Origin of the sequence: Streptomyces sp. NBC_01352, assembly GCF_036237295.1 — a bacterium.
In the GTDB taxonomy this organism is placed as follows: Bacteria; Actinomycetota; Actinomycetes; order Streptomycetales; family Streptomycetaceae; genus Streptomyces; species Streptomyces plumbiresistens.
Window position 1 is genome coordinate 69,850 of sequence record NZ_CP108354.1, and the last position, 26,489, is coordinate 96,338.

A 26,489-nucleotide genomic window follows, 5' to 3' on the forward strand; every position below is an offset into this window, starting at 1 on the left:
GCAGCATTTTCCTCCCCTGGAGGGCGCCATGTGCCCTTCTCCTCCGCCCGACGCGAACGCCTGGCGCGACCGACCCTGGCGACCCCGCCCGCGAAGCCCGCGCGGTCCCAGACGGCCCAACCGCCTCAAGCATCCCTGGATTACCGCGGTTCTGGTCATTCTCGGTCTCCTCTTGGGCCTGGGCGGCCTCGGGGCGCTGCTTGATGAGGGCCAGGAACGCACCTCCGGCACGGCTGCGCCCACGGAGACCTCCGCGACTCAGCCGTCCGGCAAACCTCATCACGACTCGCCCGCAGGTACGACCAAGCCGCCTGCCGGGCCCTCTGACGGACCCGCGGCCACGCCGACCACCAAGCCGAAGTCACCCTCGACAGCTCCGCCGGGCGTGGTGGTACTCCGCGTTATTGACGGTGACACCCTCGACGTGCGCGGCGACGGCCAGGTCCTACCGAAGGACACCGTGGCCCGAGTACGGCTTCTGGAAATCGACACCCCGGAGCGCGGTGCCTGTTTCGCTGACGACGCCACCACCCGCACCACCACGCTCCTGCCGCCGGGCAGCCGCATTCGCGCCGAACGCGACGTCGAACTCACCGACCGCTACGACCGGTACCTGCTGTACGTGTGGAACGAGCAGGGCACCTTCGTCAACGAGTCCCTCGTCCGCAGCGGTCACGCCGAGGCAGCCCTCTTCCCGCCCAACGACAAGTACTGGCCCAGGATCTCAGACGCCGAGGACGCCGCCCAGCAGGCCGGAGCCGGCCTGTGGACCGCCTGCCCCGAGCAGCCGGAAACCTCTACCGCTCCCCCGAACCCGCCTGACTCGCCTGCCCCGGACACCCCGGCACGCCCAGACCTCCCGGACGGGCCTCCCGCGGGTGCCCCCGATGTTGACTGCTCGGACCTGCCCGGCCCCGTCTGGGTCGGCTCCCACGACCCGCACCGCCTTGACCAGGACGGAGACGGCATCGGCTGCAATGCCAACTGATCCGCCCGCAAGCGCATCGGCATGATTGGCCCGCACGCCGACTGGCCCCGGAGAAGGAAATCCAGCGAGTGCGGACGAGACGTTCGTAACTGTGGGCCGCGCAACGCGGGGATCGGTACGGCCGCCGGCCGTCTACTACTGCGGGACACTCACCAGCGCTTCGGGTAGATAGGCGGACCGGGTGCCCAATTGCCAGCCGTGCGCGAGACAGGCGAGGGTGGCCAGCGTGACGGCGCCCAGCGGCATCAGGCTCCGGGCAGCCGGGTCGGCGCCGACGCTCTCGCGATGCGCCACGAGTCGGGGGGCTCCCCCCGAAGCGTGGACACCGTTTGCTATGCGGCAGCGGCCAGCGTAACTGATCTCTGTTCGAAGGCGATCGGGCTGGTGCAGCCAAGCCCTGAGTGCCTGCGTCTCGTGTTGTAGCGGGTGACCCATCGGAACACTGCGAGACGGGCTTCGCGTGCCCCTGACCAGCATTTCTTTCCTTGCAAGGTCTCCCTCTTCAGGGTCGCGTTGAAGCTCTCCGCGGCGGCGTTGTCCGCGCTGGTGCTGACCGCTCCGACACTCATACGGCGTCCGCACCGGCGGGTTCCCAGAGCTGGATCGGGGTGCCCTCCGGGTCGCTGAGCTCGGCGAACCGGCCATTGGGGTAGGCCTGCTCATGGACATCGGCCTGGATGCCCGCGCTCCGCAGCTGGGCCACCATGGCATCGAGATCGCGAACCCGGAAGTTGATCGCCCACTGCTGTCCGGGCGTGCGGAAATGCTCCGATCCCCTCGGGAGCGGCGCGAACACAGTTGGCCCAGTCTCGGTTTCCCAGGACCGCTCATCGTAGGTATCCGGTGGGCGTCCTACGCCGAGGTGAGTCTCATACCAACTGGCCAGTGCCTCGGGGTCGCTAGCACGGACGAAGTTGCCGCCGATGCCCGTCACGCGTTCCATGCCGCCATCCTGCCCTGTCGGCCCGCTCGGAGCCCACGTAGGTGATCGGGCTGATCTGGCCGAGGCGGGAGTGCCGTCGGCGGGTGTTGTAGCGGGTCGCCCAGCGGAAGACCGCGAGGCGGGCCTCACTGGCCCCGTTCCACCGCTTGCGGCCCTGGAGCGTCTCGCGCTTCATGGTCGCGTTCAGACTCTCCGCGGCGGCGTTGTCCGCACTTGTGCCGACCGCGCCGCGTGATCTGGTCACGCCCAGCTCCGAGCAGACCGTCCCCGCCGCGGGCCCTCGCTGCAGCCCTGAGCGCGTCGGTGACCAGCGAGGTCCGCATGTGGTCGGCGATCGACCATCCCGTCAGGCGTCTCGAGCACAAGTCCAACACCGTTGCGAGATAAAGGAATTGGCCGTTGCCGATCGGGAGATAGGTGATGTCGCCCACGTACTTGGTGTTCGGCTCCTGGGCAGCAAAGTCCCGCTGGAGCAGGTCCGGCACCGGTGTCGCCGACGGCTCGGGAATGGTGGTGCGGACCTTCTTGCGCAGGTGCAGCCCGACGATGTGGAACTTGCGCATGACGCGCTCGACCCGCTTGTGATTGACCGGCGTCCCGGCCTCCTTCAGCTCGGCGGTGACGCGCGGAACCCCATAGGTGCCGTCCGATTCCTGATGGATCCGGTTGATGTGCTCGGCGAGCTCGGTATCCGCCCTCGCCCGGCCGGCCCGCGCGGATGCGCCGGCCAGCGACCGGTAGAAGCCGGAACGCGAGACCGCGAGTATCCGGCACAGCCGCATGACGCCGAAGGCGCCACGGTGATCCTCGACAAACTGGAAGCGGCTGCTCACCAACTGGTCTCCGCCGCAAAATACTTCGCGGCCCTCCGCAGGATCTCCCGCTCGAGCTCGAGTTCCTTCACCCGCGCCCGCAGCTGCCGGTTCTCCTTCTCCATCGCGGTGGCCTCCACCGCCCCGGGCCGGGCGCCCTGCTCGGCATCCCGCACCCACGTGCGGAGCGTCTCGTGGTTGACGCCCACGTTCTTGGCCACCGACGCGTACGTCCCACCCGGGCTCGAGTGGTACAGCGCGACGGCATCGGCCCGGAACTCAGGCGAGTACTTCGACGTCCCTATCGGGAACTCCTGTCCTATGGATCATCACGATCCAATGATCAGAGTGTCCACGCTCAAGGGGAAACGCCCCCCGCACCAAGGCGAACAAGACCAACGGGCTGAGGTGAGCGCCTGCCAAGGATCAGGAGCTGAGATGCTCATGCAGAATCTTCAACTCGCCGTCCCGCCGCACGATGACGTTAGTGCCCCGGCCCTGGCCAGAGCGGAGTTCGCCGTTCACGACGCCGGTCCAGGCGAACAGATAGCGACACACCGCGACATCAGCGGTGAGCACAGGCCATTCCAGATGACGCACTTCATACACCTCGTCGAGGATCCCCGCGAACGTCTTCTCGATCGCGGATCGGATCTCCTCGATGCCCCGATGCGAACCGTCCGAGAACCAGTACACGGCGTCCTCGGCGATGAGCGGCACGACACGTGAGATGTCGTGGCTGTTGTTGGCCCGTTCGTACTCGCCCATGAACGCAGCGAGCCCAGATTCCAGAGATGTCCGATCCGTCATACGGTCATCATGCCGACGCTCTCGCGCGGCCGTCACTCTTCCCTCGCCACTTCAGCGGTCCCAAATCAAGCCGCCCTCCGGGGCCACCGCACGACGCCTGATCTTCACGAACCATCCGCGAACTGGGGCCAGTTGGAGTCGGGTGGAGTCAAATGACGCCGCCCTAGCCAGCCCGGCCGTTACCCGCTGGCCGCAGACGTCACGGCGTCACCACGGGGACGCCGTCCGGGCGGCCAGCGAGCAGCGCTGCGATGTGGTCGGCACAGCGCAGGGCTGCCTCGGCCATGGCGCGCCGGGTCATCCCGGCGACGTGCGGGGTGAGCAGGGCGTTGGACAGGCCGAACAACGGGGAGGTGAAGGCGGCGTGCTCGTGGGCGAAGGTGTCGACGGCGGCGGCTGCCAGGGGGTGTGCCGGGTCGCGTAGTGCGTCGGCCAGGGCTTGCTCGTCGACGATTCCGCCCCGGGAGGTGTTCAGCAGGATCGAGCCGGGTCGCATCAGCGCCAGTTCCGCCTGGCCGATCATTCCCCGGGTCTGCGGGGTGAGCGGGAGGTGCAGGGAAATCACGTCGGTGCCGGCAAGGAGGGCGCCGAGGGACTCGGCTCGGCGCACCCCTGCCCCCGCCCCGCGACGTGAGAGGCCCTGGACGGTCATGCCGAGGGCGGTTGCCCGCTCAGCCAGCGCCTGACCGATCCGGCCGAGCCCGAGGACGCCCAGGGTCAGCTCCGACAGCTCGACCGCGGGGGCGGTCGGTCCGCTCCAGCGGCCGTGGTGCGCGGCCTCGTTGTGCTCTGACAGGTTCCGGGTCAGGGCAAGGAGTTGGGCCAAGGCGAACTCCGCCACCGCGGTCGCGTTGGAGCCCGGGGTGTGGGTGACGGTGACGCCGTGGTGGGTGGCGGCGGCCAGGTCGACGTGGTCGGTTCCCGCCCCGGCCCGGCCGATCACCCGGAGCCGGTTGGCCAGTGCCAGATCGGTCGCCGCCGCCAGGAACGCGGCGCGCAACGGGACGCCGGCCCGGGACTTCACCGCGTGATAGCCGAGCCCATCGCGGGTGGTCTCGGCTATCAGGGCGGACTCGTCGAAAGAGTTGAAGTCGGCGAAGTCCACCCGGTCCGTCCACGCAGCCCGCGCGCTCGTCCGGTCGGTTACCCGCCGGAGGTTCAGTGTGACGGCCGCCCCGTGCCCGAGCAGGCACTCCAGCTCACGATTGAGCAGTTCCCCAGGAGCCGCGTCCAGCAGCAGAACCCGCATTCACGAATCTCCCTTCCCTGCATGCGGACCTAGGCGATCCAGAGGCTGGCGGTGAAACACGCCGACACGGTGCTACCCCTCCCGACCTCGCGCCTACTGGCGGAGGCTCCTATTGATTTCCGTCGCGCTGGCGAGCGGCGAGGATCGCGACGTCGTCCTCGTACGCACCGTTCGCCAAGCGGGCCATGAGCGTATCGATCATGTCGTCGAGAGGACTGTCCGCCGGCAGGCTCACGGTTTCGAGCGTCTGCACCGAGATGTCGATGTCTGTGTCGCGTCGTTCCACCAGGCCGTCGGTGTAGAGCAGCAGTGTGGTGCCGCGGTTCATTCGTACGGTGAGCGGTTCGTAGCCGCTGAGTCCGGTGCCGATAGGTGGGCCGGCCGGGAGCCACAAGACCTCGATGCTGCCGTCCGGCTGCACGGCGGCGGGCGGCAGATGCCCGGCGCTGGCCATAGTGCAGGTGCCCGCATCGGGATCCATGACCGCGAGCAGACAGGTGGCGAGGCGGTCAAGGCCGAGGTGTGTGACCTGGCGGTCGAACTCGCCGAGGATCTTATCGACGCCCGCGCCGGAAGCGGCAACGGTACGCAGCAGGGAGCGGTACTGGCTCATGGCGACAGCGGCCTGGAAGCCGTGGCCCATCACATCGCCCATGACCAGCAAGGTGCGGGAGTCCGGCAGGGGAATCGAGTCGTACCAGTCCCCACCGACGAGGACGCTGCGGCCGGAGGGGAGGTAGCGGGCGGCCACTTCCACAGCGGGGTGGGGGGTGCGTGGCTCGGACAGCAGGGCCCGCTGGAGTTCCAGCGCCATGGTGTGTTCGTAGCTGTAGCGGCGCGCGCTGTCGATCGAGACGGCGGCCCGGCCGGCCAGTGCCTGGAGGGTGGCGAGGTCGTTGTCGTCAAAGGGCTGTGATGCGCCGGCCCGGCCCAGAAGGACGACGCCGACCGGGCGGCCTGCTGTGATCAGCGGGGTGATGAGAAGTGAGTGGATGCCGGCCGCACGGAAGAGCTTGGTCCGTTCGGGGGTCACGGTCACCTTCTGGAACAGTTCGTCCGAGGCCAGGTTGCCCAGCCACGGCCGTCCGCTGTCCAGGCAATGCCGTGTTGCGACGCCTCGGGGAACGTCGACGTACGGTCCTGGTCCGCCCATCTGGTGCAGCACCCATTCCATCCCAGGGAGCGCGGAGCCCCCCGCCTTGCGCAGCCGCAGGAAACCGGGAGGCGGCGGGGGAGCACCGGTGAAGTCGTCTTCGACGATTCCCACCACGGCCATGTCGGCGAGCGAGGGGGCCAGGAAGTCGACCAACTCCTGGCATGTGGTCTCGATGTCGAGTGTCGTGCCGACGCGCGCGGCGGCGGCATCCAGCAGGGCAAGCCGCTGATGTGCGGTCTCCAGGTCGTTCAGATAACGGCGCAGATTGCTGATCTCCACACCGATCCCGCACAGACGCGCGTCCTGTCCCGGCAGCTCCACCCGGTGATAGACCGCTCGCCAGAGCCTCTGCCCCAGTGGCGAGGAGACGCCTGTCGTTCCTGCGATGGTTGCCTCCCGAGGTTGCCCGTCTGCGAGGACCTCGAGCAGGACGTCGTCCGGGCTCTGGATATCCGGCAGTACCTCCCCCAGCGTTCGTCCCAGGAACGTGGTGGCGGGCACGCCGCTGACCCGGACCCATGCCGGGTTGACGTACAGATGGCGCAGCTGTGCGTCGAGAACGACGATGGGGGCCAAGGTCCCCTCAACAAGCTGACGCGTCGGAAGGCCATCACCCTCCGGAAGAGGCCACTGCGGCATAGGGCCCTCACCGTTCACAGTTTCCCTCTCGCTGTCTTCACCGGAGCCAATGCATACCCCGTCGGTGATGTGGCCTCTCACGATGAGGCTGGGCGCATGAACTATCGATCTCGGCCGGAACGAACCCCACCAGCGTTCCGAACCGGCATCGGCCCGTGACAGGGCAGACAGAAGCACCTCCGGCGCACGGCACGGGATCTATCACGCCCCCGGCGCGTACGGAAGGTGCGCTGGACCGCTGACCTGTGCGCTTAACCAACCATCAGTGCCCAGGCTTCGCTGAGAACGGCTCAGCCTTCGCTGCGGAGGTCATCAGTCACAGGTGCGAGTCACAAGGGGCAGTGCTGTGACGTTCACGATGGTTGGCCATGTGCAGCGATAGTTGGCCAGCCGTGTCCTGCCCTGTCCCTACCTGTTCCGCGGCGTTGAGCGTCGCCCCTGGGCGTCTCGGTCAGAGATGTCCCGCTGCAGAGGCCGTGCCGTGAAGCTGCGCCATGGAATCCACTGTGGCGGCCGGCCTGCCCCACGCCCGACTGGTGGCCCCGGCAGGTCGCGGAATCTTGGCCACATCCCACTAGATGGTGAAGTCGTAATCTCGATCAACGGACTCACACCATCTGGTGAAGTCAGTCCATGGTGGAACAAGCTCGACTGCCGCTTGCGACGCTCACTGAGTGAGCAATAGTGACTCCACCCCAGTGCCGGCGCAACGCGACGCTCAAGATGGGGCATCCGATCGGGAACCGCGCGATGACGCTGACGACCAGGCTGGGCAGCCAGTAGCTGACGGTGACACCTCAGGGGCATTTGCGCCGAGGGAAGAGGATGTTCGGTCGGGTGTTCCATCGCCAAACGAAGCTGCACGTGATCGCATAGCAGCGCGCTGGGCAGCATGGGGGACATTCATCTCGTCGGTGGCCGCAGTAGCTGCGCTAACTTTTTCCGCACTGGCAACATTTTGGCTGGGGGAAACAACGGAAGATCAGCTAAGGCAATCTGAAGCGGCGCGCGTCGACCAGGAACGAAGCCAAGCTGGACTACTTTCGATCTGGACGGGGCCAGATGATCAAAATGCCGATGAATACACCAGCTACTTGCACGTATTCAATCGTTCTCCAGATGCTTTATACGAAGTCTTTGCGGGAGGTGACGAGATTTCCGTTTCGGAATGGCCAAAAGATCAGAGGCCCGATGATTCCTCACGACGGCCGGACGCCTTCTGGTACCTGCACACATTGCGACCCTGTTCGACATACGTGGATCAGGTCGAAAAGTATGAAATCTACAGCACGATCTATATCTTCTTCCGAGATTCCAACGGAAATAGATGGGTCAAGAATGATCGCGGTGTGCTGGAACAGTACGACCGCAAACGCCACGGGGAGTATCCGAAGCTCAGTGCAAAATTCACCCTGCAACCCCCGGCCGGAAAGTGGGGTGACCTGCCATTCTCCAGGTGTCCGGTGGCCTACTAGATCTAGCGCCGTCCGACCACGGCGGCATTCGGGTCAGCGGGCGGTGCGTCGGCCAGCGGCAGCGCTTCGCTCGGTCACGCAGTCTTGTCCACAGCGGAGCAAGCCGATGCGCAGTCGTCCTTCCCCTGCCGTGCCCAACACCGATCAGAGGCGCTCCCACCAGTCGAGAATGTGGGTCAGCAACCAAGTCCCGGCGATGGGGATGGTGAAGTAGGCCGGCCAGAAGAGTGGTAGTCGGTCGGCGTTCTTGGACATCGAAGCGGGGGGCAGCGGGTCTGGCGGCTTGCACTTCAGTTCATCCATGCTGCGGAGAAGGGCCAGGTACTCCTCGCGGGGCTGCGCTGGCTGTTCCTCGGCTTCTCGTTGGACACGCTCGCGCTGGGCCTGGCGTAGATAGGCCTCGCGCATGAACTGCTTACGGCGTCGCGACGTCATGATGCTCTCCCATGCGCCGCATTGTGGCGTGCGACTGGCCCTGCCGAAGGGCGCGTGACGGGGTTGTAACCGGCCTGCGTGAGGATCGCCAGCAGTGTGGTGCAGACGGATACCCCCGAACTCCGCATCCCGTCGTACCCGCCGCGCCCACGGCCTCGAACTCAACTCCAGCCGGATCGAGGCGCCCAAGCGCTGTCTGCCCGGCGTCGCGCGCGGCCCCGCCGTCGCGCAGAGCACCACCACGGCGAACCTCAGACCCTTGCCCGCGACCCCACCCACCACCACCATGAAGCCATCGGCACCGCAACACGAGAACGGGGACAGGATGAACTGGCCCAAGCCACCCATCGCCACCAACCCGTTCCTGCCACCCAGCAGCCCTCCGACCCCCGCACCAGACCAGGACACACCGTCCCCCGAGGCCCGCGAGGAAGTCATCAGACGCCGCCTCGCCGTCAACGCCCAACAGTTCCAAGCGACCCAGGCGCGCCTCTACCGGGAAACCCAAAAACTGAAAAAGGGACGCAAAGCATGCCCCCAACCCGAACCGCAGCCGCAGCCGACTGAGCCACCCCCAAAACCCACGGGGCCCCGTGTAGTGCGCGTCAGCCAAAGCGTCCGCACCATCTCCGCAGGACTCCCGACTCTCGGCAAACGTCGCTAGTCATCTTGGGCATGGCGCTCCCCTCTCACCCAAACCGGCGGTGCGTTGTCCGCGTACTGCTCCCGCTCGCGCGGCCGAAGCTCGGTATCCGTCGGGGGGATGAGCGCCTTGGCGGCCCGATCAGGTGGGGCCTGGACCACCTTGTGTCGTGGCTTGAGCGGGCGAGGCTGGCGGGTAGCCGCACTCGGCTGCCCCAGGTACTCAGGGATGTCGCCGGCGACGATGCGAGCGGCACGGGCGCGTGCCGCTGCTTTCGCCGCGGCTTTCCGTGCCCGCTTGGCCTCACGAGACTCTTTCGCCATCCATGCAGCGTATGCCGCTCCCCCCGCCTGCGAAACGGGTCAGGTCACGTCCGATCACACAGCGGTTCCTGGTGCGACCGCTATCCACGCGGACGTGCAGCCGCGGCTTCGGCTTCACGGTCAAAGCCGGTGATCTCTTCCAGGTGGTCGGGCGACGCAGACGGCGCGGCAGCGGTCGTTGCCGTGGCCTGGACCAGGATGGACAGATGGTCGGAGGCCGCCTGCCAGGACAGGCTCACCGGCACCCGTACGGACTCGAACGCGGCCGCGGCGATGCGTTGTCCGTACTGGGCGCTGACGACGGCAAAGGCGTGCGTGGCATCCAGGAGCGCCTGCTGATCGTCCAGGCGGTCGTTGGGCTGCAGCAGTTCATCGACGCTGCGGCGCCCCGCCGCCAGGTCAGCGAACAGGCGCCGGCGGAACGCGGCCGCCTGCCGCTCGGTGATCCCCACCGGACTGGCCAAGGCCCCTGCTGCATAGCGGCGCTTAAGCTCCGCATCCAGGACATGCACTGCATCCAAGGTGAACACGCAGCCGCTCCAGGGCCTTGCGGCCCTGCGGCAGCGGGTCAGGACCGAGGGCCTGCCAGACGGCGTAGGGCTGGTCGACCGGGTCACGCTGCCGCAGGCCGGGCGGACCCGGGTCTGGTTCCCCACCCGGTACGGGGTGCAGATCGCCGGGGAGTGGCCGGAGCTGCGGGGGCGGCAGCCGCCGAAGACCGTGGCCGATCCGACCGCCGTGCGGCTGCGGTCGGCCACGGGCTGACGGTGACCGAGACCGCGCTCGCCTTCCTCCAGGACGCGCGCCACCTCAGCGACCTGTGCCGACCGCGGTAACCACCCGCGGGCCCGCTCGCAGGGGTGCCGCTGAGGAGGGGGTAGTCCGGGCGCGTGCTGGCGGGAACCAGTGCCGGATGTGGGGCCAGGGTGGCGGCGGTTGACTGATGCAGGCTAGCGGGGGTTCGTGATCGATCTGATCAAGGTACTGGTCGAGGCACTGGCCCAGACGTGCTCGCGGCCGGTGACGCGCTCAAGCACCACCACGAGCATGGCTGGCCAGCTAGCGATACCCCGGACCGCCACGGAAGCCCTCTGTGGCGGTCCGGGGGCGTCGCTAGCCTCATCCTGCAAGCGTCAGGACGGGTGCTGATTTCCCGGACGCCAGCCGACTGACAAGCCCCAGCGGACTCCGGCGCTGGCCGTGATCGTGATCTTGACGTGTTTCTTGTTGCTGCCCAACCCGATCTCGTTGTAAGTCGTCGAGGGTGTGGCCGTGCAGGGGATGGTGTAGGTGGCCAATTTCCCGATGTTTATGCTCGTCTTGCCTTCACCGCTGCATTCCGTCGCCACAGCAACCGTCCCGGCCTTGATGCTCTGGATCATGGCCGCTTCCTCTGAGCCTGTCCTGTCCGCCAGGCGAACGAGAGCTTTGGCAGAGCCGGAGATGTCCGGCGGCGTTTTCGTCAGATCAATGACAGGAGAGGCATTGGCCTGGGTCGCGGAGGCATCTGGGGTTTGGTGCGGTGAACGCTGGCTGTTGTGCGCTGTACAGCCCGCGATGAGCGGAACGCTCGCTGCCAGGGCGATCGTCACTGCCGTACAGGCTCTCCTCAGCTTTGCCATGTGTACCAGCCGACGGTGTAAGGCGTGTAGGAGACGATTGTTGAAGAAGTGGAGTGCACACAGTTGCTGTACAGCGTGAAGCTGGTACCTGTGATACGTCGCCGCCACACACCGTACTTGGCACTGACGGTCGTATGTGGTGGGATTTTTGCGGTTACCGAGTTACCCAGTTTTGCGGTCAGCGATGCTGACAAATTGATGCCGTAGGTGACTTCTTGACGCGAAACGAGCTCATTGAGTGAGACCTTTAGCGATCCGCTCAAGGTGATGCCGACGGTCCCCGACGCCTCAGCAGTGAACGTGGTGCTCTCCGTATTGCTGGTGCCGTTGTAGTTGGACTGGTAGGGGCCGATAGCGCGGATGTATCTGCCCCCGAGGGAAGTGGGTTTGTAGACGCCTCCCGGGTCGCAGTACACACCGGCGGGCGCGATGCCGCTGCTCGGCGAGTCCGTAGCGGCGGCCGGCTCGGAGGTGGCAGCCGCAGGGTCCGTGGGCGCATCCGTCAGGTCCGTCTCCGGGGGATCAACCGGCGGTAGCGTCGTCAGGGTGCCGCTGTCGTCGTTGCCGTCAATGGAGAACCAGCCTTGCAGGTCGACGATGAGCTGGATGGTGCCACTGCTGGCGTTGTAGATGCTCACCGCGCCCTGGTCGCCGGGCTGGGCGATCACCAGGTCGGCGGTGGAGGTGTTCGCCTGGAAGTTGTCCACCGACGTGGTGGACGGCATCGGCTGCCCGGTTGGCCACACGCGTAGATAGCCGGAGTTCTGCTGTCCGGTCGTGGTCAGGTTGAGTACAGCCGCGCCGAAGGACGTGGGGATACCGTCGTTGCCGGCCACCGTCACGCTGACGCTGCTGTCGGCCGGGATGGCAGTGGAGGTGCGGGTGTCGAGCAGCCGGTCCTGGGCAGCGGTAAAGACCCCGCCACCGGAGGATGCTTGCGTGAAATAGCCGTAGACATCGAGGACCACGTCGACTGACTGGGTGGACGACCCGTTCTTCAGCGTGATCTGCCCGCCCGTGCCTACCGGGATCACCGCCCCCTGTGACGTGGTGACGCTCTTGTAGTCAACGACCGGCTGCCCCGCCGCTCCTCCGGTGGCGTAGGCATAGAGGGAACCGGCACTGCCGGCGGAGGGAACGGTGACGTTGGCGTAGACCGAGCCCTCGCCGGTGATGCCGTCCACACCATCGATCTGGACGTTCAGCGTCCCGCCGGGCGCGATCTCCGCCTGCGGGGCGCCGGTGCCGTTCCGGGTGTCGACGAGGCGCGACTGCGTGACCGGAACGTACCCGCCCGGAGAGGTAGCGCCGCCGTCGGAGGTGAAGTATCCGTTGACGTTCACGATGAGGTCGGCGGTGCCGCTGGAGTTGTAGACGTCGATCTTCCCGTCCGAACCCACCGCGATGATCGCCGAGTTGCTTGCGTCCGCGCTGCTGGAGAAGTCGATCACGGATGCCGGGTAGGGCCTGGTGGTGCCGTCGGGCCACAGCTCCAGGTAGCTGCCGGACGAGGTGGCGTTGGCCGCGGTGATGTCCAGCGACACGGCCGACACCCCGGAACTGGGAACGCCGCCCTGCCCCAATACCTGGAATGAGTTGGTGGAAGCCGCGCCGAGCGCGGCGCTGACGCCGAGAGCCGACCGCGTGTCGACGATTTTCGCGGAGGGCGAGACAGCGGTGAAGTCACCGCTCGCAGTGGTGGTGGCACCGGCCTGGGTGATGCCAGCCAGACCGAACAAAGCGAGCACCGTGAAGAACACGACGGCTAGGGACAAACGTCTGTGGCTGGTGCGTCTGGCATGCAGCATAGAACCCCCCAAATTATTGGACTTTTTTCACCAAGTGGCAAAATATGTCCGATTGGAGAAATCTTAATGATCATGTAAGCAAATAATCTATGGCATGCACCCAAAAGACGCGCAAAGAGAGATGCAACTGGGCAATATTGCCCACCATGGATGTCATGGAAGCAGTCAAGAAATAGCCAGAGAAACTGGAGTGCTGCGGGCTTCCGGAACCTGCAGCACAGGGCGACCTGCGAGCGCTGGTCGCCCTGGCCAACAGTCCCGGGAGCGCGGCGGGTGAACCGCTCCGGGTCTGATGGAGGCTCCTGCAGACGAGCGGCTGTCGGCGGGGTTGTCGCTCCGGTCGGAGTGAAGTTGTCGCATCGTGACCGTGGTCGGGCCTTCATGGTCGGGGCCGGCTGCTGCGCCCAGTGGTACGCGCGGCGCCGGGCAGGAACGGCGCCGCACGTACGAAGCGGGAGCGGCCGTGATGACCGATGTGGACGTGGGGGGACCGGCTGGCGCTGGCAGTGCTCGCGCAGTACCGGATGGCCACCACTGAACAGATGACCTGGTGACCGCCCCGGGGGTGCGCATCGAGCAGACGAGACGCCGACTGGCGAAACTGCGCAGTCATGACGGACTGGTCGACCGCGTCACCCTGCCGCAGGCCGGGCGGACCCGGGTGTGGGTTCCCACCCAGTACGGCGTGCAGGTCGCCGGCGAGTGGCCGGAGCTCGGGGGCGGCGGCCGCCCAAGACCGTGGCCGATCCGACCGCCGTGCGGCTGCGGGTCGGCCACGGGCTGACGGTGACCGAGACCGCGCTCGCCTTCCTCCAGGACGCCCGCCGGCGACCTGTGCCGGCCCCTGGACTGGATCCCCGAGGTCTACCACCCCCTCGGGAACCGCGAGGCCCGTCATCCCCGACGCGCTGTACTACCGGCGATCGCGGCCTCTGGTGAAAGGGCTCCTGCAGCAAGGCGCTGAGAGGTTTCCGGGCGCCCCACTGCGGCGCGGCGCTGGACTGGCCGAACCCACCGGATCCGCCTGATCATCCGGCCGGGGCTGGGCCGGGGCGGGCAGGCGACGGGGGATGCGCCTGACCCGCTCACCCGACCCCCACCACCGGCCCGACCACAGCAGGTCACAGCGCTGTGCAGTAGTTGCGCACCAATTATGCCTCCGCCGGCGCTGGGCACCGGATGTGCCTGCGATGTCGCTCGCCAAGCCGAAGCGCCGACGGTGCGCGTACAAGCGCTGCTGCCGACTGCTGCATGCCGCGCGCGATCTCCTCATTTTCCCACCAACCCTCCATCATCGGGCAGCCAGCGGACGACAGGGTGAGGTAACGCTGATCGTTCACTCCCCGCGCGGCGCCTCGCCTTCATGAGCGGCCGCAGAACCGGCTCCAGCGACGCGGCACCGACATGGCCGGGCCGCGGGCGAGTGGCCCGCGCACTTCGTCGCCTTCGACCTGCTGCGGCTGTCCGGGACCGACACCAGCGTCTGGCCGTACCGGCGGAGCCAGGCCGCGCTGGAGTCGGTGTTCGCCGCCCGGCACCTGTCGGCGCCGTGGACGCTGTACCCGTCGGCCACGAACCCGGACACGGTGCGCAAGTGGCTGTCGTGGGCGGCCTCGGCATGGAAGGCATCGAAGAGGTGCTGACCAGCCGTGGTCGGGGCTGATCGCCGTGCGGGCCGAGCCCGGGGTCGGCGCCACGGCCGCTCGTACATTTGTTTGGCCGTAATAGTGGGGGCTACTCGCCTCGGGAGGCCTGCCTCGCTGCTGAGAATCGAGCTCCCGTAGCGGGAACTGCGGTGCGGGCGTGGACAGGGCCCGCGCAGGCGGGACCCCAGAGATGGCAAGGGGCTGGTCGTGATGAGCGTGGCAACGCAGCAGGGCGGCGGCGGAGGCTCGAGTGGTCTCTACGACGTCCTGGAGCTCGTCCTCGACCGGGGGCTGGTGATCGACGCGTTCGTGCGGGTCTCCCTGGTCGGCATCGAGATACTCAAGATCGACGTACGGGTCGTGGTGGCCAGCGTCGACACCTATCTGCGCTTCGCCGAGGCGTGCAACCGCCTCGACCTGGAGGCGGGTCCCCGCAAGCCGGCCGGCCTGACCGAACTGCCGGGAAAGCTCACCGAATCCGGCGCCAGCGGCAAGACCAGGGGAGCACTGTCCGGCGCCGCCGAGACGATCTCCGACGCCTTCCAGCAGGCCCGTGATGAGGGGCGCCAGAAGCAGGGCGCCCGGCCCTCGCGCCGCCGGGAGGAAGAGCGATGAGCACCTACGTCTACGGGATCACCCACACCTCGCACCCCTCTCTCCCCGAGGACGTGGACGGCGTTGGTGATCCGCCGCGTCCGGTGCGTGTCCTGCGCCAGGGCGAGCTGGCCGCGATCGTCAGTGACGCCCCCGAGGAGCTGCGGCCCAAGCGGCGTGACCTGCTGGCCCACCAGCGAGTGCTGGACGCAGCCGGAGAAGGCGGCGTGGTCCTGCCGATACGGTTCGCAAGCATCGCGCCGGACGACTCGACGGTGACTTACCGTGCTCGCCGAGCGTGCGGACCACCTGCTGGAGCGGCTGCGGTTGCTGGACGGCAAGACGGAGTACAACCTCAAGGCCAGCCACGACGAAGAGGCTGTGCTGCGCCTGGTGGTGGCGGACAACGACGAGATCCGGTCGCTGGCGAAAGCGAACCGGGAAGCCGGTGGCGGCGCCCATGAGGACAAGGTCCGTCTCGGGGAGATGGTCGCTGCCGCGCTTCAGGCGCGCGAAGCAGCAGATGCCCAGCTGCTCCAGCAGGAGCTGGGGACGGCGGCTGAGGCGGTCAGCGCCGGCCCGCCGAGCACCGGCTGGCTGGCCAACCTCTCCTTCCTCATCGACCGCAGCTCAGCAGAACAGTTCTTGGCCGCGGTCGATCAACTCCGCCGGCAGCACCCGCACCTGGAGCTCCGCGTCAACGGCCCGCTGCCGCCCTACAGCTTCGTCGACACCCCAGGACAGCACGCCGAAGGCAGCACCGCGGAAGCATTCAAAGCCGCAGCCGATCAACCCACGAACGGGTGAGCCTCGTCCCTTCACGGCTGACGCTGCGGGACGGGCCTGGTGCCAGGGCCGCCGGCCTCGCTCCACCACGAAAGGCGCCAGCGGCTCATCACCGACGGGAGGAACAGCCACGACGACCGTGGTCACTGCTGCACCTCCACAAGGCAGAGAAAACGATCATGATCGAGATCCTGTACCTACTCGGCAAACCCTGCGTCCGCTGCGAAGAGGACCTCCCACCCGGCGACATCGCATGCGACACCGGCACCGAAACACGGCGCATGCTCTGCCTCGATCACTTCCACAATGCCGCAGCCGAACACTTCGCTCACCGAGGCCACGCCGACCCCGCCCTGACCGCCGACGAGGCGCTTTCCCAGGGCCTGCACGCCGTGTCCCTCCCCCGCAGATCACCTGAACGAAGACGTACGGACCGCTGACACCTCAGCGCCGGTGTGACACTGCCGACGCTGTAGAGAGTGGATCAGTCTTCGTGACGTCGTCACGTGTGCCGTCAGGCGCAGGCCTCGGCACGCGGGAAGTTGGCTGGCCAGGACGGTGCCGCAACCTACTCGGGGATGACTGCGGCACCCGCAATCCTCCAGGAGCCAGCTCGGGAGGTGGGGCGGCGGTGCTCTCCGCTCTCTCATTCGGGCTCGTCAGCGGCTACAACTCCCGGACAGCCGGGCTCATCCCGGTCACGGACGAAGTGCCGCGGAGCCCTGCCGTTGCCCACGGCGCGCGCCATCGAGCTGATCGCGTTCATCCCGGCCTCGGCCGTTGACCCGCTCTGACGGCACCCGCAAACATTGAGGGCCGAGGGGCCGAGGGTTCGTGGAAGCTGGCCGATACAGGGCCTGCTTCGGGTGCCCGGGCATCGGCTCAGTCGTCGGAGTGCTCTCCCTTGCCCTCCTTGTTGTGCTTACCCGAGCGCTCGTCGCTCTCTTGGTCATGGTCCTGCTGCGCAGGCGGCGCCGTGGTGACCACCGGGGCAGACGGAGGTTTCGGGGCCGGTGTCGCCGGTGCCGATGTGAGGACTGCCGGGGTGGGCGAAGAGGGTGAGCTGGGTGCGTCGTCGCCGGAGTTCAGCGATGCTCCGAGGGCTGCGGCTCCAGCAAACAGCGCGATGCCGGCCCCGCAGAGAACGGCTTTGGACGCCAGTTTGCGGCGGTTGCGGGGGCGGGAGTGCGTGGCAGTGCGGGACTCACCGGTATGCGGCTCCGGAGGTGCCGGATTCGCCGGGGCAGGCAGGAGGGCGGTCCCGTCCGGCTCGGGCGGTCGCGGCGTCGCATGCTGCGCGGCGAGCCATTCGGCCGCCTCCTCTGCTGCACCACGGCCAGCGAGGTGGCTCCGTGGAACGGAGGCCGCCCGGTGAGCAGTTCGTACAGCACGCAGCCCAGGGAGTAGAGGTCGGAGGCGGGCTGCGCGGGACGGCCCAGAGCACGTTCGGGAGCCAGGTAGTCGGCAGTACCGAGGATCTTGCCGGTGGCGGTCAAGGTGCTGGCGGCATTGTCGGCGAAGCGCGCGATCCCGAAGTCGGCGATCTTCACCGTGCGGTCGGCGGTCAGCATCACGTTGGCGGGCTTGACGTCCCGGTGGATCACTCCCTGCTGGTGCGCGGCTGAGAGGCCGGCGGCCGCCTGGGCTGTAATGGCTGCCGCTTCCGCCAGGGCCAGGGCGCCGCGCAGGGAGCGCTCCTGGGCCAGGCTCCAGCCGTCGATGAGCTCCATGACCAAGTACAGCTGGTCATGGTGCGAGCCGAAGTCGTACATGCCCACGACGTTGGGGTGGTTGAGCCGGGCCGCGGTCTGCGCCTCCAGGCGGAATCGCTCGGCGTCCGCTGCCTCTTCGGCACGCAGCAGTTTGACCGCCACAGGACGCCCGAGGACCTGGTCGGAGGCCCGCCACACCTCGCCCATCGCGCCGCGTCCCAGCAGCTCCTCCAACTGATAGCGGTCCTCCAGCAGACCCTGCACACCCACCCCGATCACCATGATGCTCGCATGTCCCCCAGCCCTGACTCTCACGGGTTGTGATCATTCAGGCCGCGAACCCCCAGCCAGTGCGCACCCTTTCGGACCGGAGGCCTCTCGCGAGCACGCATGGGGCAGGCAGACGACGGGGGACGCGCCTGCCTGCCTCTCATTGCGCGAGCACCCACTCGAAGAAAAGGGGGCGAGCGGGTACCACGGGACCCCTGAGTCCTGGGCCCACCCCCTACAGCGGACGTGACCCAGCGCGCTGGAGCACAGAGCCGTCACACCCTGACGCCCCACCACTCTCGACGCCAGCACCGGCGCAGGCGCTCAGCGCACACGGCGTGAAGATCAGGGCTGAACAGTGGGTGAGCGGTGCTGGGCGGGCACGGGCAGACCCGGTCACGGGGGGGGAAACCGAGCCTGCCCCTGCAGAGCGGCGCCTGCATACCTCCCCCCGGAGGATCGACGCCATGACCCCGCCCGGGGTCACTCTCAAGAGAGTGCCGCACGTCAGGAGTGTCACGGGTGGACGGAGATGATCGCGATACCGGCACCTTTATGAAGGCACGTACTTGTTGCCATCACCACTTGGTCACGGGTCGCCCGCAGGGCAGTGCCGGGCGGGCCGGAATCCGGTATCGGCCACCGGACAGCCCAGGAGCTGGGTGAACAGCGGGTCGTGCGATCCAGCGCCAGTCGTCGCCGATCACGCTCAGGGATACGGGAGCGGTCCGGCCGACCGTTCCGGCGGGCACAGTGGCGAACACGCTCGAGGGAATCCGTCAGCAGGAGGTCGCAGCCGAGCAGATGAAGGACAGCGCCGGACATGTCCCCTTGTTGCTCGGTTCGTGCGCCGCGGAAGCGACCGCAAGGGAGGCCCGGGGCCTACCCACTTGCGGCACGCGGGCACGAGCGTGCTTACGTGTGCTGGATATGTGGAGTGGCCACCGACTATTTGGGAGGCCGGTGTGACGTGTCGTACGCTCCGGGGCGTTGCTCGGCCAGTGGGGGGACGGATCGGTGGGAAAGGGAGGGCACGCGCAGCGCGTGCCGGCCGACGATCTGGCGCTGGGCGCGGCGGTTGCCCGGGCCCAGGACGGTGACGAGGCCGCGTTCGCGGTGCTGTACCGATTGGTCCAGCCGGGCCTGCTCGGCTACCTGCGCGGGATGTCGGGTGAGCGAGCCGAGGACGTCGCCGCCGCTGCCTGGCGGGAGATCGCCCGCGAGTTGCCCCGGTTCCGTGGCGACGGGCAGGGATTCCGCGGCTGGACGGCGCGCATCGCCCGGCGCCACGCGCGCCGCCTCCGACGTCGTGGTGCACCGTCCCGCTCGCCGGGAAGCCCTTCGACGCCGCTGCGTGTGGACCGCAACGCCCCTGCCCTGCCCGGAGCTACGCTGTCGGCCCAGACGGCCCAGGCCCTGGTCGCCCGCCTCCCCCGCGCCCAGGCCGAGTCGGTCCTTCTCCGGTATGTCGTGCGCCTGGACGAGCGCGCGGCTGCCCGGGTGATGGGCAGACCCACAGCCGTCGTACGCGTGCTGGCCCGCCGTGGAGTGAGGAGCCTGGCCCGCCTGCTCGGCCCCGACGAAGTGACCCAGGATGTCGCGCGGACACTGGGGGAACCGAGATGAACACCCCTCGAAACGGAGACGAACGGTTGAGCGGCGAGGCCCACCAGCCCGGGGCCGCACCACGCCTCGGCCCCACGGCTGAACGTGGCGACGCGTCCGGCCTGGACCGTACGGCTGAACGGATCGGTGAGGCACTGCGGCAGCCCGTGAACGACAGTGCGGAGCAGGCCGCCCTTGCCGCTTTCCGCAGCGCACGCACATCAAGCGACGCGGCCCCGCGCACCCGGCGCCGGGACGACTGGCGCCCAAGGACCCGCAAGCAACGCTGGGCGCGCGGCGGGGCACTCACCCTCGTGTCGAGCACACTGCTGGGCGGCATCGCCTTCGCCTCCATCGGCGTGGTGGACAGCGGCCAGCGGCAGGCTCCCGAAGCCGGCGCCGGCCACAGCACGTCACGGCCGTCCACGCCCACTCCCACGCCCCCCGCGCCCGGCGAACAGGATGCTCCTTCCACCGGGTCCGGCACGGCACCCCCCGCCTCTCCCTCATACCCCGGGAAAGCGAAGGCCGTTGAGAAGCATTGCCGGTCCTACGAGAAGGTCAAGGGCCGTGGCCACGCCCTGAACGCCACTGCATGGCAGCGCCTCGTCCAGGCCGCGGGCGGCGAACAACACGTCGCGGCCTACTGCGCCCAGTTGACGGGACCGGCGAACGAGGCCACCCCGGCGCCGACGAAGACGAACAAGACCGAGAAGGCAGAAAAGGCAGAAAAGAGCGGGAAGGGTCAAGGCAAGCCGAGCGCCGAGGCCAAGCCGTCGAAGGGCCCCTCCAACCGGCCCTGAACAGCCGCTGATCCAGCCCGATGGATCAGACCTGCTGCACCACCAGGGGCCCTCGTCCGACCTGGCTGACCAGGCGGAACAAGGCCCCTAAGACCGCGACGCCATCGACCAGCTCAGCGCCCTTCCCGCCACCGTCAATGCCACCCTCCAGCGCTGGCCGGTCCGTCCGCGTTCGACCGGACCGCCGAACAGGTGACAGTGCGAAAGCCCAATCCCGGTTGGGTCGTTGAGCCTGGCATGAAAGCCTTCGGCAACAACCCGACCGCGGGCCCCGGCGACGGGCCTGCGAACGAAAACCCAGACCGGCCCCGGGGATTCATACAGAAGGCAGCTGCATATGGTGCGAGCGTCCCCAGGAGTCTGATACGCAAGCCCACCAGCGGCCACGGGAGGAAAAACGTTCGCCCACGCCCTGGCTGATCCCCCGGGGTCTGCCACCGCGTCCGACGCAGTACAGCGGGTGAGGTCGGTGCAGACGGCGACCACCCTCGCCGCCGCAGCGTCGGTCGTCCGGGCATGGTGGCCGAGGTCGACGTCGCCCGCGATGGTGCCGGCCGGTGGCGCCACGCTGTCCGGCTGGTGCACATCCGCACCGACCTCGCCCCCACCGACGTCCCGCTCTTCGCGTCGCTGTAGCGCCGGCAGTCGCGCAGGACGCCGCAACGTGCCATTGCATGCCCGTACGGAGTGCCTCGACCACCGCGCCGGTGTCCCCGGCCGACGTCCTCGCGGCCCGTGACGCCCTCAAGCACTACCATGAGCAATTGGCCGACACCTCCAGCAATACGAGTTGCTCCGATGTACCTGGGTGAGTGGTGAGCGATCTTCGCACGCATCATGGAGGCCGACCTTGAAGGAGCCACGCCCGTGAGGCTCGAGTCCGACCCCGTCTACGGCGAAGTACATCTCACCGCGACGGCGACAGAACTGGCCTGCTTGGCAGGGGCGATAGCCGAGGGTGAAGGGTTCTTCAGCTCCGCGTCTGCGTCTTCGCTTGACGGCAACACCCTGGCGGGGGTCGAAGTCAGGAAGGCACCCGGCTCCGGTGTCCGCATCGTTCTTGACGCCCAGCGGCAGACCCTTGTGATCAGCGGCGATCCCGACGCCAGGGCTGTCCTGGCCGGAAATCTCCAGGCCATGGCCACCGCCGAGGGCGGCGGTCACCTCCACATCGACTACTTCCCCGAGCATCCCTACCTGGTGGCAGGATCACTGCCCTTGGTGGTCAACAGCCCGCACGGAGGTATGCCGACCCGGTGAACCAGTCCCGCGGCGGATGTGATCAATCGTCATATGATCATGACCGCGTTGAAGACTTCACCGCCGAAGGCTTCGGTGCGCAGTGAGAACAGGTCGTTGACCAGCATGATGTGGCGGACGACCGCCTCGTCTACCCGGCATGGGACGCGATGATCTTTCCCGCTCCGGCGCTGGCCGGCTACGGCCGCGCGTTCGCCGACTTGTTCGAGGCCTTCGAGCGCAACATTCCGCAACGCGTCTGCCTTTCACCCTTGAACAGCAGGCCCGCAGCCTGCCCGCAGCCGCGCGATGTCCGCAACCCCGGCCCATTGGCGCCCGCAGGAGCGCGCGCACGACCGACAGATGCGTCACAAGTGCGCGTTTTACGCGTTCGGGTCCCAGCCTGCGAGCTGCTCCATCGGCTCGGTGTCGCCGGTGGTCTCCAGGCCGTCGAGCGGGACGCGCTCGTAGAAGTAGAGGACCAGTTCGCTCGCTGCGCCTCGCATCGCCATGTCGCCCGGCTCCGCGTCGGCGGCGAGATCGTCGCAGCGGACACCGTCGGCGTTGAGGGTCAGGCGCCAGGAGCGGCCCTCGGTCGTGAGCAGGTCGATGATCGCCGGCTTGAACGGCCAGGGGACGGTCGTCGCCGAGACGGTCGTCAGGAACTCGTCGACGCCCTCGACCGCGACGTCCGTCGGCAGCGGCTGGGCGGCCCCCTGGGTGAGCTGGGCGTCGTAGGTGTGGACGGCGATCTCCTGGATCTGGTGCCGGGCCACGGCTCCGCTGGTCTCCGGGGCCTGCGAGCGGCCCCACCAGGTCCAGCAGCCGCGGTCCGGGCCGGCCTCGCGCATCGCGTCGAGCATGAGCTCGGTCGACTCGGCGAGCCAGGCGTCCAGGGCTTCGCGGTCGCGGGGCGCGGTCGGGGCGCCCTTGGGGTCCGTCCTCGCCGGGGGCTCAGCGCCCGGGCCCGCCGCGACGATGGCGGCCTGGCGGCGGCGGCCGTCGCCGAGGTGCTGCGCCAGTTCGCGCAGCGTCCAGTCCGGGCAGGTCGGGACCTGGACGCCAAGGTCGGGGGCGGACGCGATCGCGGCGCGGAACGCGGCCGAGCGGTCTTCGATCAGCCGCAGGACCTCGGGGAACTCCAAGATTTTTTGCACGTCGGTTGTGTATCACGGCGCTCCGGCCGCCGGGTAGCGAATTTGTCGGACGACCGCGTCGACGGCCGAGCGGAGCGCCGGCGACACCGGAGCGCTTCTGGATCCCGTCCGAGAGGTCGTCGTCATCACTGACAACAAGCCTTTGACTGCGGTGATGCACGAAGTGGCGCAGCTTTCGTCTCCGCCTACGCACGCCTCCTCATGCGAGACGTCGGACCGGCCGAGCATTCGGCGCCTGACGGCGTAGGCTGACCAGTGCGCGCTCAGGGCGCGACCGGTCCGCGGAAAGGGCGAAGCCCACCTGATGCTCGTAGCTCTGCGCAGCCATCCTCTTTTCCGGCCTGATCAAGCGGACACCAGGCAGATACGGAAGGGAGGCCCTCGTGCCCGTTCACCGACTGCCCGATCAGCCCAGCCTGGAGCGTCTGCGCAAGCAGGCCAAGGTGTTGCTGCAACATGTGCGGGCGGGGATTCCGAGCGCGCTCGCGCTGGTCGCGGAATTCCATCCGCGACCGCCCGCGGCGCTGAAGCTGTCCGACGCGCAACTGGTCACCGCGCGCATGTACGGCTTCGCCAGCTGGCCCCGGCTGAAGCAGCACCTCGACATCGTGGAACGCTTCTCCCGCTCGCCTCACCAAGTCCCGCCCGGTGACGACCTTCCACGGGAGTTCCTGCGGCTCGCCTGCCTCACCTACGGCGACGACTACCCGGGCCGCACCGGAGAGGCCGACCAACTGCTGACCCGCCATCCCGAGCTGGCCACCGCCGATGTATTCACGATGGCCGCCACCGGCTCGGCCGAACCGCTGGCCGCGGCGCTGGCCGCCAGCCCCGGCCTCGCCCGGTCCCAGGGCGGACCCTTCGGCTGGGAGCCGCTGCTCTATCTGACCTATGCGCGCCTGGCGGCCCCCGGTGACAGCGTGGCGTCCGCCCGGCTGCTGCTGCGCCACGGCGCCGATCCGAACGCCGGTTTTCTGTGGGACCGCCTACCCCCGCCGTTCACCGCGCTCACCGGCGCTTTCGGCGGCGGCGAGGGCCACCAGGCGCGTCACCCCCGGGGCATGGAGCTGGCCCGACTGCTGCTCGATGCCGGCGCCGATCCCAACGACCACCAGACGCTGTACAACCTGGGCCTCGGCGGCTCGTTCGCCGACGGCGAGGCCGGCACCGCCCACCTCGAACTGCTGCTGGAGTACGGCCTGGGACAGGGCGACGGCGGGCCCTGGCAGGCGCGGCTGGGCCCGGCCCTGCGGTCCCCGCGCCAACTGCTGCGCGAAGAGCTGGCCACCGCCGCTCTGCGCGGCGGCCCGCGCCGTGCCCGGCTGCTCCTGGCACACGGCGCCGAGCCGGACGACCGTGGCGAGCATCCGGCCTACGGCGGCCGCACCCCCTACGAGCTGGCACTGTTGCACGGGCACACCGAGGTCGCCGAGATCCTCGCCGCGGCAGGCGCGACGGCAACTCTGGACGGGATGGACGCGTTCGCCGCGGCCTGCATGAGCGCCGATCACGAGGCGGTGGCCGCCTTGGGCCCCGAGGCCCTCGCACGGGCGCTGGCCGGACACCCCGAGCTGATCAACCATGCGGCCGAGCACCGCAACCCCGCGGCGGTCCGGCTGCTCGCCGCGCTCGGCTTCGACGTCAACCACCGCCACCGTGCCACCCCACTGCACGAGGCAGCCTGGAACGACGATGTGGAGACAGCCCGTGTGCTGATCGAACTCGGCGCCGACCCCACGATCCAGGACACCCACCATCACGCCACCCCGCTCGGCTGGGCCGAGCACGGCGGCAAACGACACATGGAGTCGTATCTCAGACCGCTGACCCCCCGCACCTGACACAATCCGAAACCCCCCGGCCCCTTCACCCGAACGCAGCGCACGGCAGCCGGAAGACCCCCGTTTGCGGCTGGCGACGATCCTGCTGGCTTATTGCGCGGTGGCCTCTACAGTGTCCTCCGACTAGCGGTTCAGCTTCGACTTGAGGTCGTTGAACCTCTTCTTGACGTGCGGCGTGGCCTTCGCGGCAACGATGCCCGCCGCGCCTACGGCTGCCACCACCTTGATCACGTTCTCAAGACGCGCTGTGGAAACTCGGCGTGCCGGCCGAGAAGGGCCGCACCTCGGCCATCCGCCAGCTCGTCCGGTCGCGAGTAGCAGCGGTACAGCGGCTACTAGACGCCCTCGCCGAGCTCAACGAGATGAGCTGAGCGGCGACGGGCGAACCGCCGCCGTCGGCGCGGCGGACGGCAGCGTGTGGCTGTGGCGCGATACAGCAATAGGGTCCGGGGTGGTCTGTGCCGAACGCAGTCGGCACGCCATACCCGCCGCAACCTGCGACACCAACAGGCTCGGGCAGCTTGGTCTGCCCGGCGTGGCGCGCGAGAGGCCAGCGGCCGGTGTTGCCCGGGGGCGGTCGCCCGAAGGTACCCGTTCCGACCGGCGTGCGACGGCGGGTCGGTCATGGCCTGACGAGCCTTCCTGGCCGCGTTCCGTCGGCCTCAAGCCCGATCAGGGCCCGCTTGCGCAGCGACTGCGGTACATCGACGCGGTTCGAAAAAATCTTGGTGGGCGATGTCGAATCCTCCTCTTCCCGTTCGAGCTCCAGTAGGAAGGGCTGGAATGCCGGCCCTCGGGTTCGAAGGGAACAGGGACGATGTCCCAGACGAATACGGCGACAACGGCCGCGAAGGCCGCAACCCGGGTCCGCAACCCGGCCACGCGGACGGAGAAGGGCCTGCTGGCCTGTGGCGTCATCGCCGGGCCGTTCTACGTCGTGATATCGCTGACCCAGGCGGGGGCCCGGGAGGGCTTCGACCTGACACGACACGCCTGGAGCCTGCTCGCCAACGGCAGCCTGGGCTGGATCCAGATGACCAACCTGATCGCGACCGGCTTCCTGGTCATCGCCGGTGCCGATGGCCTGCGTCGCGTGCTCGCCCAGGGCAGAGGCCGCAGCTGGGCTCACCGGCTGCTGTCGGTCTATGGGTTGAGCATGGTGGGAGCCGGGGTCTTCCGCGCAGATCCGGCGCAGGGCTTTCCCCCGGGTACGCCCGAGGAGGGCACCTCCACCAGTTGGCACGGCATGCTGCATTTCGTGTCGGCAGGCATCGGCTTCATCGGTCTCGTCACGGCGTGCTTCGTACTGGCACGTCGCTTTGTAGACGCTGACCGGCGGGGATGGGCGATGTCCTCGCGTACCACGGCGGTCGTGTTCCTGGCGGCCTTCCTGGCGCTGGCCGCCAGTGGCGGACGCGTCTGGGCGAACCTGACGTTCACCGCGGCGATCCTGCTGGCCTGGACGTGGCTGTCGCTGATCTCGATTCACTTCTACGGCGCCGCCACACGCCCATCGGCCGCATAGCTCATAGCTCCCATCCACGAGAGAGGTCCGAACATGCGATACCTGGCGCTGCTCAAGGCAGCCCGACCCACGACCCCGCCCCCGCCCGAGCTGATGGCCGCGATCATGAAGCTCGGCGAGGACGCAACCAACGCCGGCAGCCTGCTCGACACCGCAGGCCTGGCCCCGAGCGCGACAGGCTCCCGCGTCAGCCTGTCGCAAGGGAAACTGGCCGTGACCGACGGCCCGTTCGCCGAGGCGAAGGAGATCATCAGCTACGCGCTCTACGAGGTACGCACCAAGGAGGAGGTCGTGGAGTGGACGTCGCGGTTCATGCAGCTGCACCGGGACCTGTGGCCGGGCTGGGAAGGAGATGCTGAGATCCTGAAGGTGATGGGACCCGAGGACTTCGCCTCGCCCGCCTAGCGT

The 26,489-nt window shown here is 68.3% G+C and carries 25 protein-coding genes and 3 pseudogenes; 13 read left to right on the forward strand and 15 right to left on the reverse strand.

Features of this window, described 5'->3' with window-relative positions; translation table 11 throughout:
• The first annotated feature begins 385 nt into the window (after positions 1-385).
• Positions 386-988, forward strand: coding sequence for a thermonuclease family protein (locus OG252_RS00370; RefSeq protein WP_329332763.1), 603 nt, complete (start codon positions 386-388; stop codon positions 986-988).
• A gap of 135 nt (positions 989-1,123) precedes the next feature.
• Here OG252_RS00370 and OG252_RS00375 read toward each other — a convergent pair whose 3' ends face one another.
• From OG252_RS00375 to OG252_RS00405, 7 genes and pseudogenes are all read right to left on the reverse strand, one after another.
• Positions 1,124-1,282: an Imm49 family immunity protein gene (locus tag OG252_RS00375; protein ID WP_329332765.1), complete on the reverse strand. Its 159-nt coding sequence runs from the start codon at positions 1,280-1,282 to the stop codon at positions 1,124-1,126.
• Positions 1,283-1,320: 38 nt separating this feature from the next.
• Positions 1,321-1,557: pseudogene (locus tag OG252_RS00380) on the reverse strand (integrase core domain-containing protein); the annotation flags it as partial.
• Complete coding sequence (locus OG252_RS00385) at positions 1,554-1,931, reverse strand: VOC family protein (RefSeq protein WP_329332767.1); 378 nt, start codon at positions 1,929-1,931, stop codon at positions 1,554-1,556. The gene OG252_RS00385 and the pseudogene OG252_RS00380, both read right to left, overlap by 4 nt.
• A pseudogene (locus OG252_RS00390) lies at positions 1,888-3,048 on the reverse strand (IS3 family transposase). The gene OG252_RS00385 and the pseudogene OG252_RS00390 overlap by 44 nt, the downstream one beginning before the upstream one ends.
• A 121-nt stretch (positions 3,049-3,169) precedes the next feature.
• Positions 3,170-3,511, reverse strand: a complete 342-nt coding sequence (locus OG252_RS00395) for a YybH family protein (protein ID WP_266452939.1) — start codon at positions 3,509-3,511, stop codon at positions 3,170-3,172.
• A 241-nt stretch (positions 3,512-3,752) separates the two neighbouring features.
• Positions 3,753-4,802, reverse strand: coding sequence for an NAD(P)-dependent oxidoreductase (locus OG252_RS00400; protein ID WP_329332772.1), 1,050 nt, complete (start codon positions 4,800-4,802; stop codon positions 3,753-3,755).
• 109 nt (positions 4,803-4,911) lie between these two features.
• The gene (locus OG252_RS00405; RefSeq protein ID WP_329332774.1) at positions 4,912-6,678 is read right to left on the reverse strand and encodes a SpoIIE family protein phosphatase; all 1,767 of its coding nucleotides are present in this window, start codon (positions 6,676-6,678) and stop codon (positions 4,912-4,914) included.
• Between the two features lie 593 nt (positions 6,679-7,271).
• On the opposite strand from OG252_RS00405, the gene OG252_RS00410 reads away from it, so the two are divergent.
• Complete coding sequence (locus tag OG252_RS00410) at positions 7,272-8,072, forward strand: hypothetical protein (protein WP_329332776.1); 801 nt, start codon at positions 7,272-7,274, stop codon at positions 8,070-8,072.
• 144 nt (positions 8,073-8,216) lie between these two features.
• Here OG252_RS00410 and OG252_RS00415 read toward each other — a convergent pair whose 3' ends face one another.
• Together OG252_RS00415 and OG252_RS00420 are read right to left on the reverse strand one after the other, a co-directional pair.
• Positions 8,217-8,507 (reverse strand): hypothetical protein, encoded by a 291-nt coding sequence (locus tag OG252_RS00415; protein WP_329332778.1) that lies wholly within the window; start codon positions 8,505-8,507, stop codon positions 8,217-8,219.
• A 1,046-nt stretch (positions 8,508-9,553) separates the two neighbouring features.
• Positions 9,554-10,003 (reverse strand): hypothetical protein, encoded by a 450-nt coding sequence (locus tag OG252_RS00420; protein ID WP_329332780.1) that lies wholly within the window; start codon positions 10,001-10,003, stop codon positions 9,554-9,556.
• Here OG252_RS00420 and OG252_RS00425 point away from each other — a divergent pair.
• Entirely contained in the window at positions 9,996-10,238 is a 243-nt protein-coding gene (locus OG252_RS00425) for a hypothetical protein (protein ID WP_266452927.1), read from the forward strand. The two genes, OG252_RS00420 and OG252_RS00425, sit on opposite strands and share 8 nt — an antisense overlap.
• A 368-nt stretch (positions 10,239-10,606) precedes the next feature.
• Here the strand turns inward: OG252_RS00425 and OG252_RS00430 are convergent, their stop codons facing one another.
• Positions 10,607-11,065 carry a hypothetical protein gene (locus OG252_RS00430; RefSeq protein ID WP_266452925.1) on the reverse strand — a complete coding sequence of 153 codons (459 nt, stop codon included), beginning with the start codon at positions 11,063-11,065 and terminating at the stop codon, positions 10,607-10,609.
• Between the two features lie 17 nt (positions 11,066-11,082).
• Positions 11,083-12,855 (reverse strand): hypothetical protein, encoded by a 1,773-nt coding sequence (locus OG252_RS00435; protein ID WP_329332783.1) that lies wholly within the window; start codon positions 12,853-12,855, stop codon positions 11,083-11,085.
• 598 nt (positions 12,856-13,453) lie between these two features.
• Between OG252_RS00435 and OG252_RS00440 the strand changes: the two genes are divergently transcribed.
• From OG252_RS00440 to OG252_RS00450, 3 genes and pseudogenes are all read left to right on the forward strand, one after another.
• Positions 13,454-13,687: a hypothetical protein gene (locus OG252_RS00440; protein ID WP_266452922.1), complete on the forward strand. Its 234-nt coding sequence runs from the start codon at positions 13,454-13,456 to the stop codon at positions 13,685-13,687.
• A gap of 1,072 nt (positions 13,688-14,759) precedes the next feature.
• Entirely contained in the window at positions 14,760-15,164 is a 405-nt protein-coding gene (locus OG252_RS00445; RefSeq protein WP_329332785.1) for a gas vesicle structural protein GvpA, read from the forward strand.
• Positions 15,161-15,950: pseudogene (locus OG252_RS00450) on the forward strand (GvpL/GvpF family gas vesicle protein). The gene OG252_RS00445 and the pseudogene OG252_RS00450 overlap by 4 nt, the downstream one beginning before the upstream one ends.
• A 176-nt stretch (positions 15,951-16,126) precedes the next feature.
• On the opposite strand, the gene OG252_RS00455 reads toward OG252_RS00450, so the two are convergent.
• Entirely contained in the window at positions 16,127-16,318 is a 192-nt protein-coding gene (locus OG252_RS00455) for a hypothetical protein (protein ID WP_266452919.1), read from the reverse strand.
• Between the two features lie 696 nt (positions 16,319-17,014).
• Entirely contained in the window at positions 17,015-17,923 is a 909-nt protein-coding gene (locus tag OG252_RS00460) for a serine/threonine-protein kinase (protein ID WP_329332787.1), read from the reverse strand.
• A 1,005-nt stretch (positions 17,924-18,928) separates the two neighbouring features.
• On the opposite strand from OG252_RS00460, the gene OG252_RS00465 reads away from it, so the two are divergent.
• From OG252_RS00465 to OG252_RS00480, 4 genes are all read left to right on the forward strand, one after another.
• Positions 18,929-19,537, forward strand: a complete 609-nt coding sequence (locus OG252_RS00465; RefSeq protein WP_266452917.1) for an RNA polymerase sigma factor — start codon at positions 18,929-18,931, stop codon at positions 19,535-19,537.
• Complete coding sequence (locus OG252_RS00470; RefSeq protein ID WP_329332790.1) at positions 19,534-20,319, forward strand: hypothetical protein; 786 nt, start codon at positions 19,534-19,536, stop codon at positions 20,317-20,319. The genes OG252_RS00465 and OG252_RS00470 overlap by 4 nt, the downstream gene beginning before the upstream one ends.
• Positions 20,320-20,835: 516 nt before the next feature.
• A complete protein-coding gene (locus OG252_RS00475; RefSeq protein WP_329332791.1) occupies positions 20,836-20,955 on the forward strand; it encodes an ATP-dependent DNA ligase in 120 nt (39 codons plus the stop codon).
• A 231-nt stretch (positions 20,956-21,186) separates the two neighbouring features.
• The gene (locus tag OG252_RS00480) at positions 21,187-21,579 is read left to right on the forward strand and encodes an Imm32 family immunity protein (protein WP_329332793.1); all 393 of its coding nucleotides are present in this window, start codon (positions 21,187-21,189) and stop codon (positions 21,577-21,579) included.
• Between the two features lie 29 nt (positions 21,580-21,608).
• Here the strand turns inward: OG252_RS00480 and OG252_RS00485 are convergent, their stop codons facing one another.
• Positions 21,609-21,812 carry a hypothetical protein gene (locus OG252_RS00485; RefSeq protein WP_266452912.1) on the reverse strand — a complete coding sequence of 68 codons (204 nt, stop codon included), beginning with the start codon at positions 21,810-21,812 and terminating at the stop codon, positions 21,609-21,611.
• A 129-nt stretch (positions 21,813-21,941) separates the two neighbouring features.
• Entirely contained in the window at positions 21,942-22,715 is a 774-nt protein-coding gene (locus tag OG252_RS00490) for a maleylpyruvate isomerase N-terminal domain-containing protein (RefSeq protein ID WP_329332796.1), read from the reverse strand.
• A 383-nt stretch (positions 22,716-23,098) separates the two neighbouring features.
• On the opposite strand from OG252_RS00490, the gene OG252_RS00495 reads away from it, so the two are divergent.
• From OG252_RS00495 to OG252_RS00505, 3 genes are all read left to right on the forward strand, one after another.
• Positions 23,099-24,556, forward strand: a complete 1,458-nt coding sequence (locus tag OG252_RS00495; protein ID WP_329332798.1) for an ankyrin repeat domain-containing protein — start codon at positions 23,099-23,101, stop codon at positions 24,554-24,556.
• Between the two features lie 817 nt (positions 24,557-25,373).
• Positions 25,374-26,081: a DUF998 domain-containing protein gene (locus tag OG252_RS00500; RefSeq protein ID WP_329332799.1), complete on the forward strand. Its 708-nt coding sequence runs from the start codon at positions 25,374-25,376 to the stop codon at positions 26,079-26,081.
• Positions 26,082-26,114: 33 nt separating this feature from the next.
• Positions 26,115-26,486 carry a YciI family protein gene (locus OG252_RS00505; protein WP_307679878.1) on the forward strand — a complete coding sequence of 124 codons (372 nt, stop codon included), beginning with the start codon at positions 26,115-26,117 and terminating at the stop codon, positions 26,484-26,486.
• Positions 26,487-26,489 lie beyond the last annotated feature (3 nt).

Excerpts from the sequence above, each read along its gene's own strand:
- OG252_RS00385 (WP_329332767.1), bottom strand. The coding sequence starts at position 1,931 with ATGGAACGCGTGACGGGCATCGGCGGCAACTTCGTCCGTGCTAGCGAC.
- OG252_RS00395 (WP_266452939.1), bottom strand. The coding sequence starts at position 3,511 with ATGGGCGAGTACGAACGGGCCAACAACAGCCACGACATCTCACGTGTC.
- OG252_RS00400 (WP_329332772.1), bottom strand. The coding sequence starts at position 4,802 with ATGCGGGTTCTGCTGCTGGACGCGGCTCCTGGGGAACTGCTCAATCGT.
- OG252_RS00415 (WP_329332778.1), bottom strand. The coding sequence starts at position 8,507 with ATGACGTCGCGACGCCGTAAGCAGTTCATGCGCGAGGCCTATCTACGC.
- OG252_RS00445 (WP_329332785.1), top strand. The coding sequence starts at position 14,760 with ATGAGCGTGGCAACGCAGCAGGGCGGCGGCGGAGGCTCGAGTGGTCTC.
- OG252_RS00460 (WP_329332787.1), bottom strand. The coding sequence starts at position 17,923 with ATGGTGATCGGGGTGGGTGTGCAGGGTCTGCTGGAGGACCGCTATCAG.
- OG252_RS00470 (WP_329332790.1), top strand. The coding sequence starts at position 19,534 with ATGAACACCCCTCGAAACGGAGACGAACGGTTGAGCGGCGAGGCCCAC.
- OG252_RS00475 (WP_329332791.1), top strand. The coding sequence starts at position 20,836 with ATGGTGGCCGAGGTCGACGTCGCCCGCGATGGTGCCGGCCGGTGGCGC.
- OG252_RS00500 (WP_329332799.1), top strand. The coding sequence starts at position 25,374 with ATGTCCCAGACGAATACGGCGACAACGGCCGCGAAGGCCGCAACCCGG.
- OG252_RS00505 (WP_307679878.1), top strand. The coding sequence starts at position 26,115 with ATGCGATACCTGGCGCTGCTCAAGGCAGCCCGACCCACGACCCCGCCC.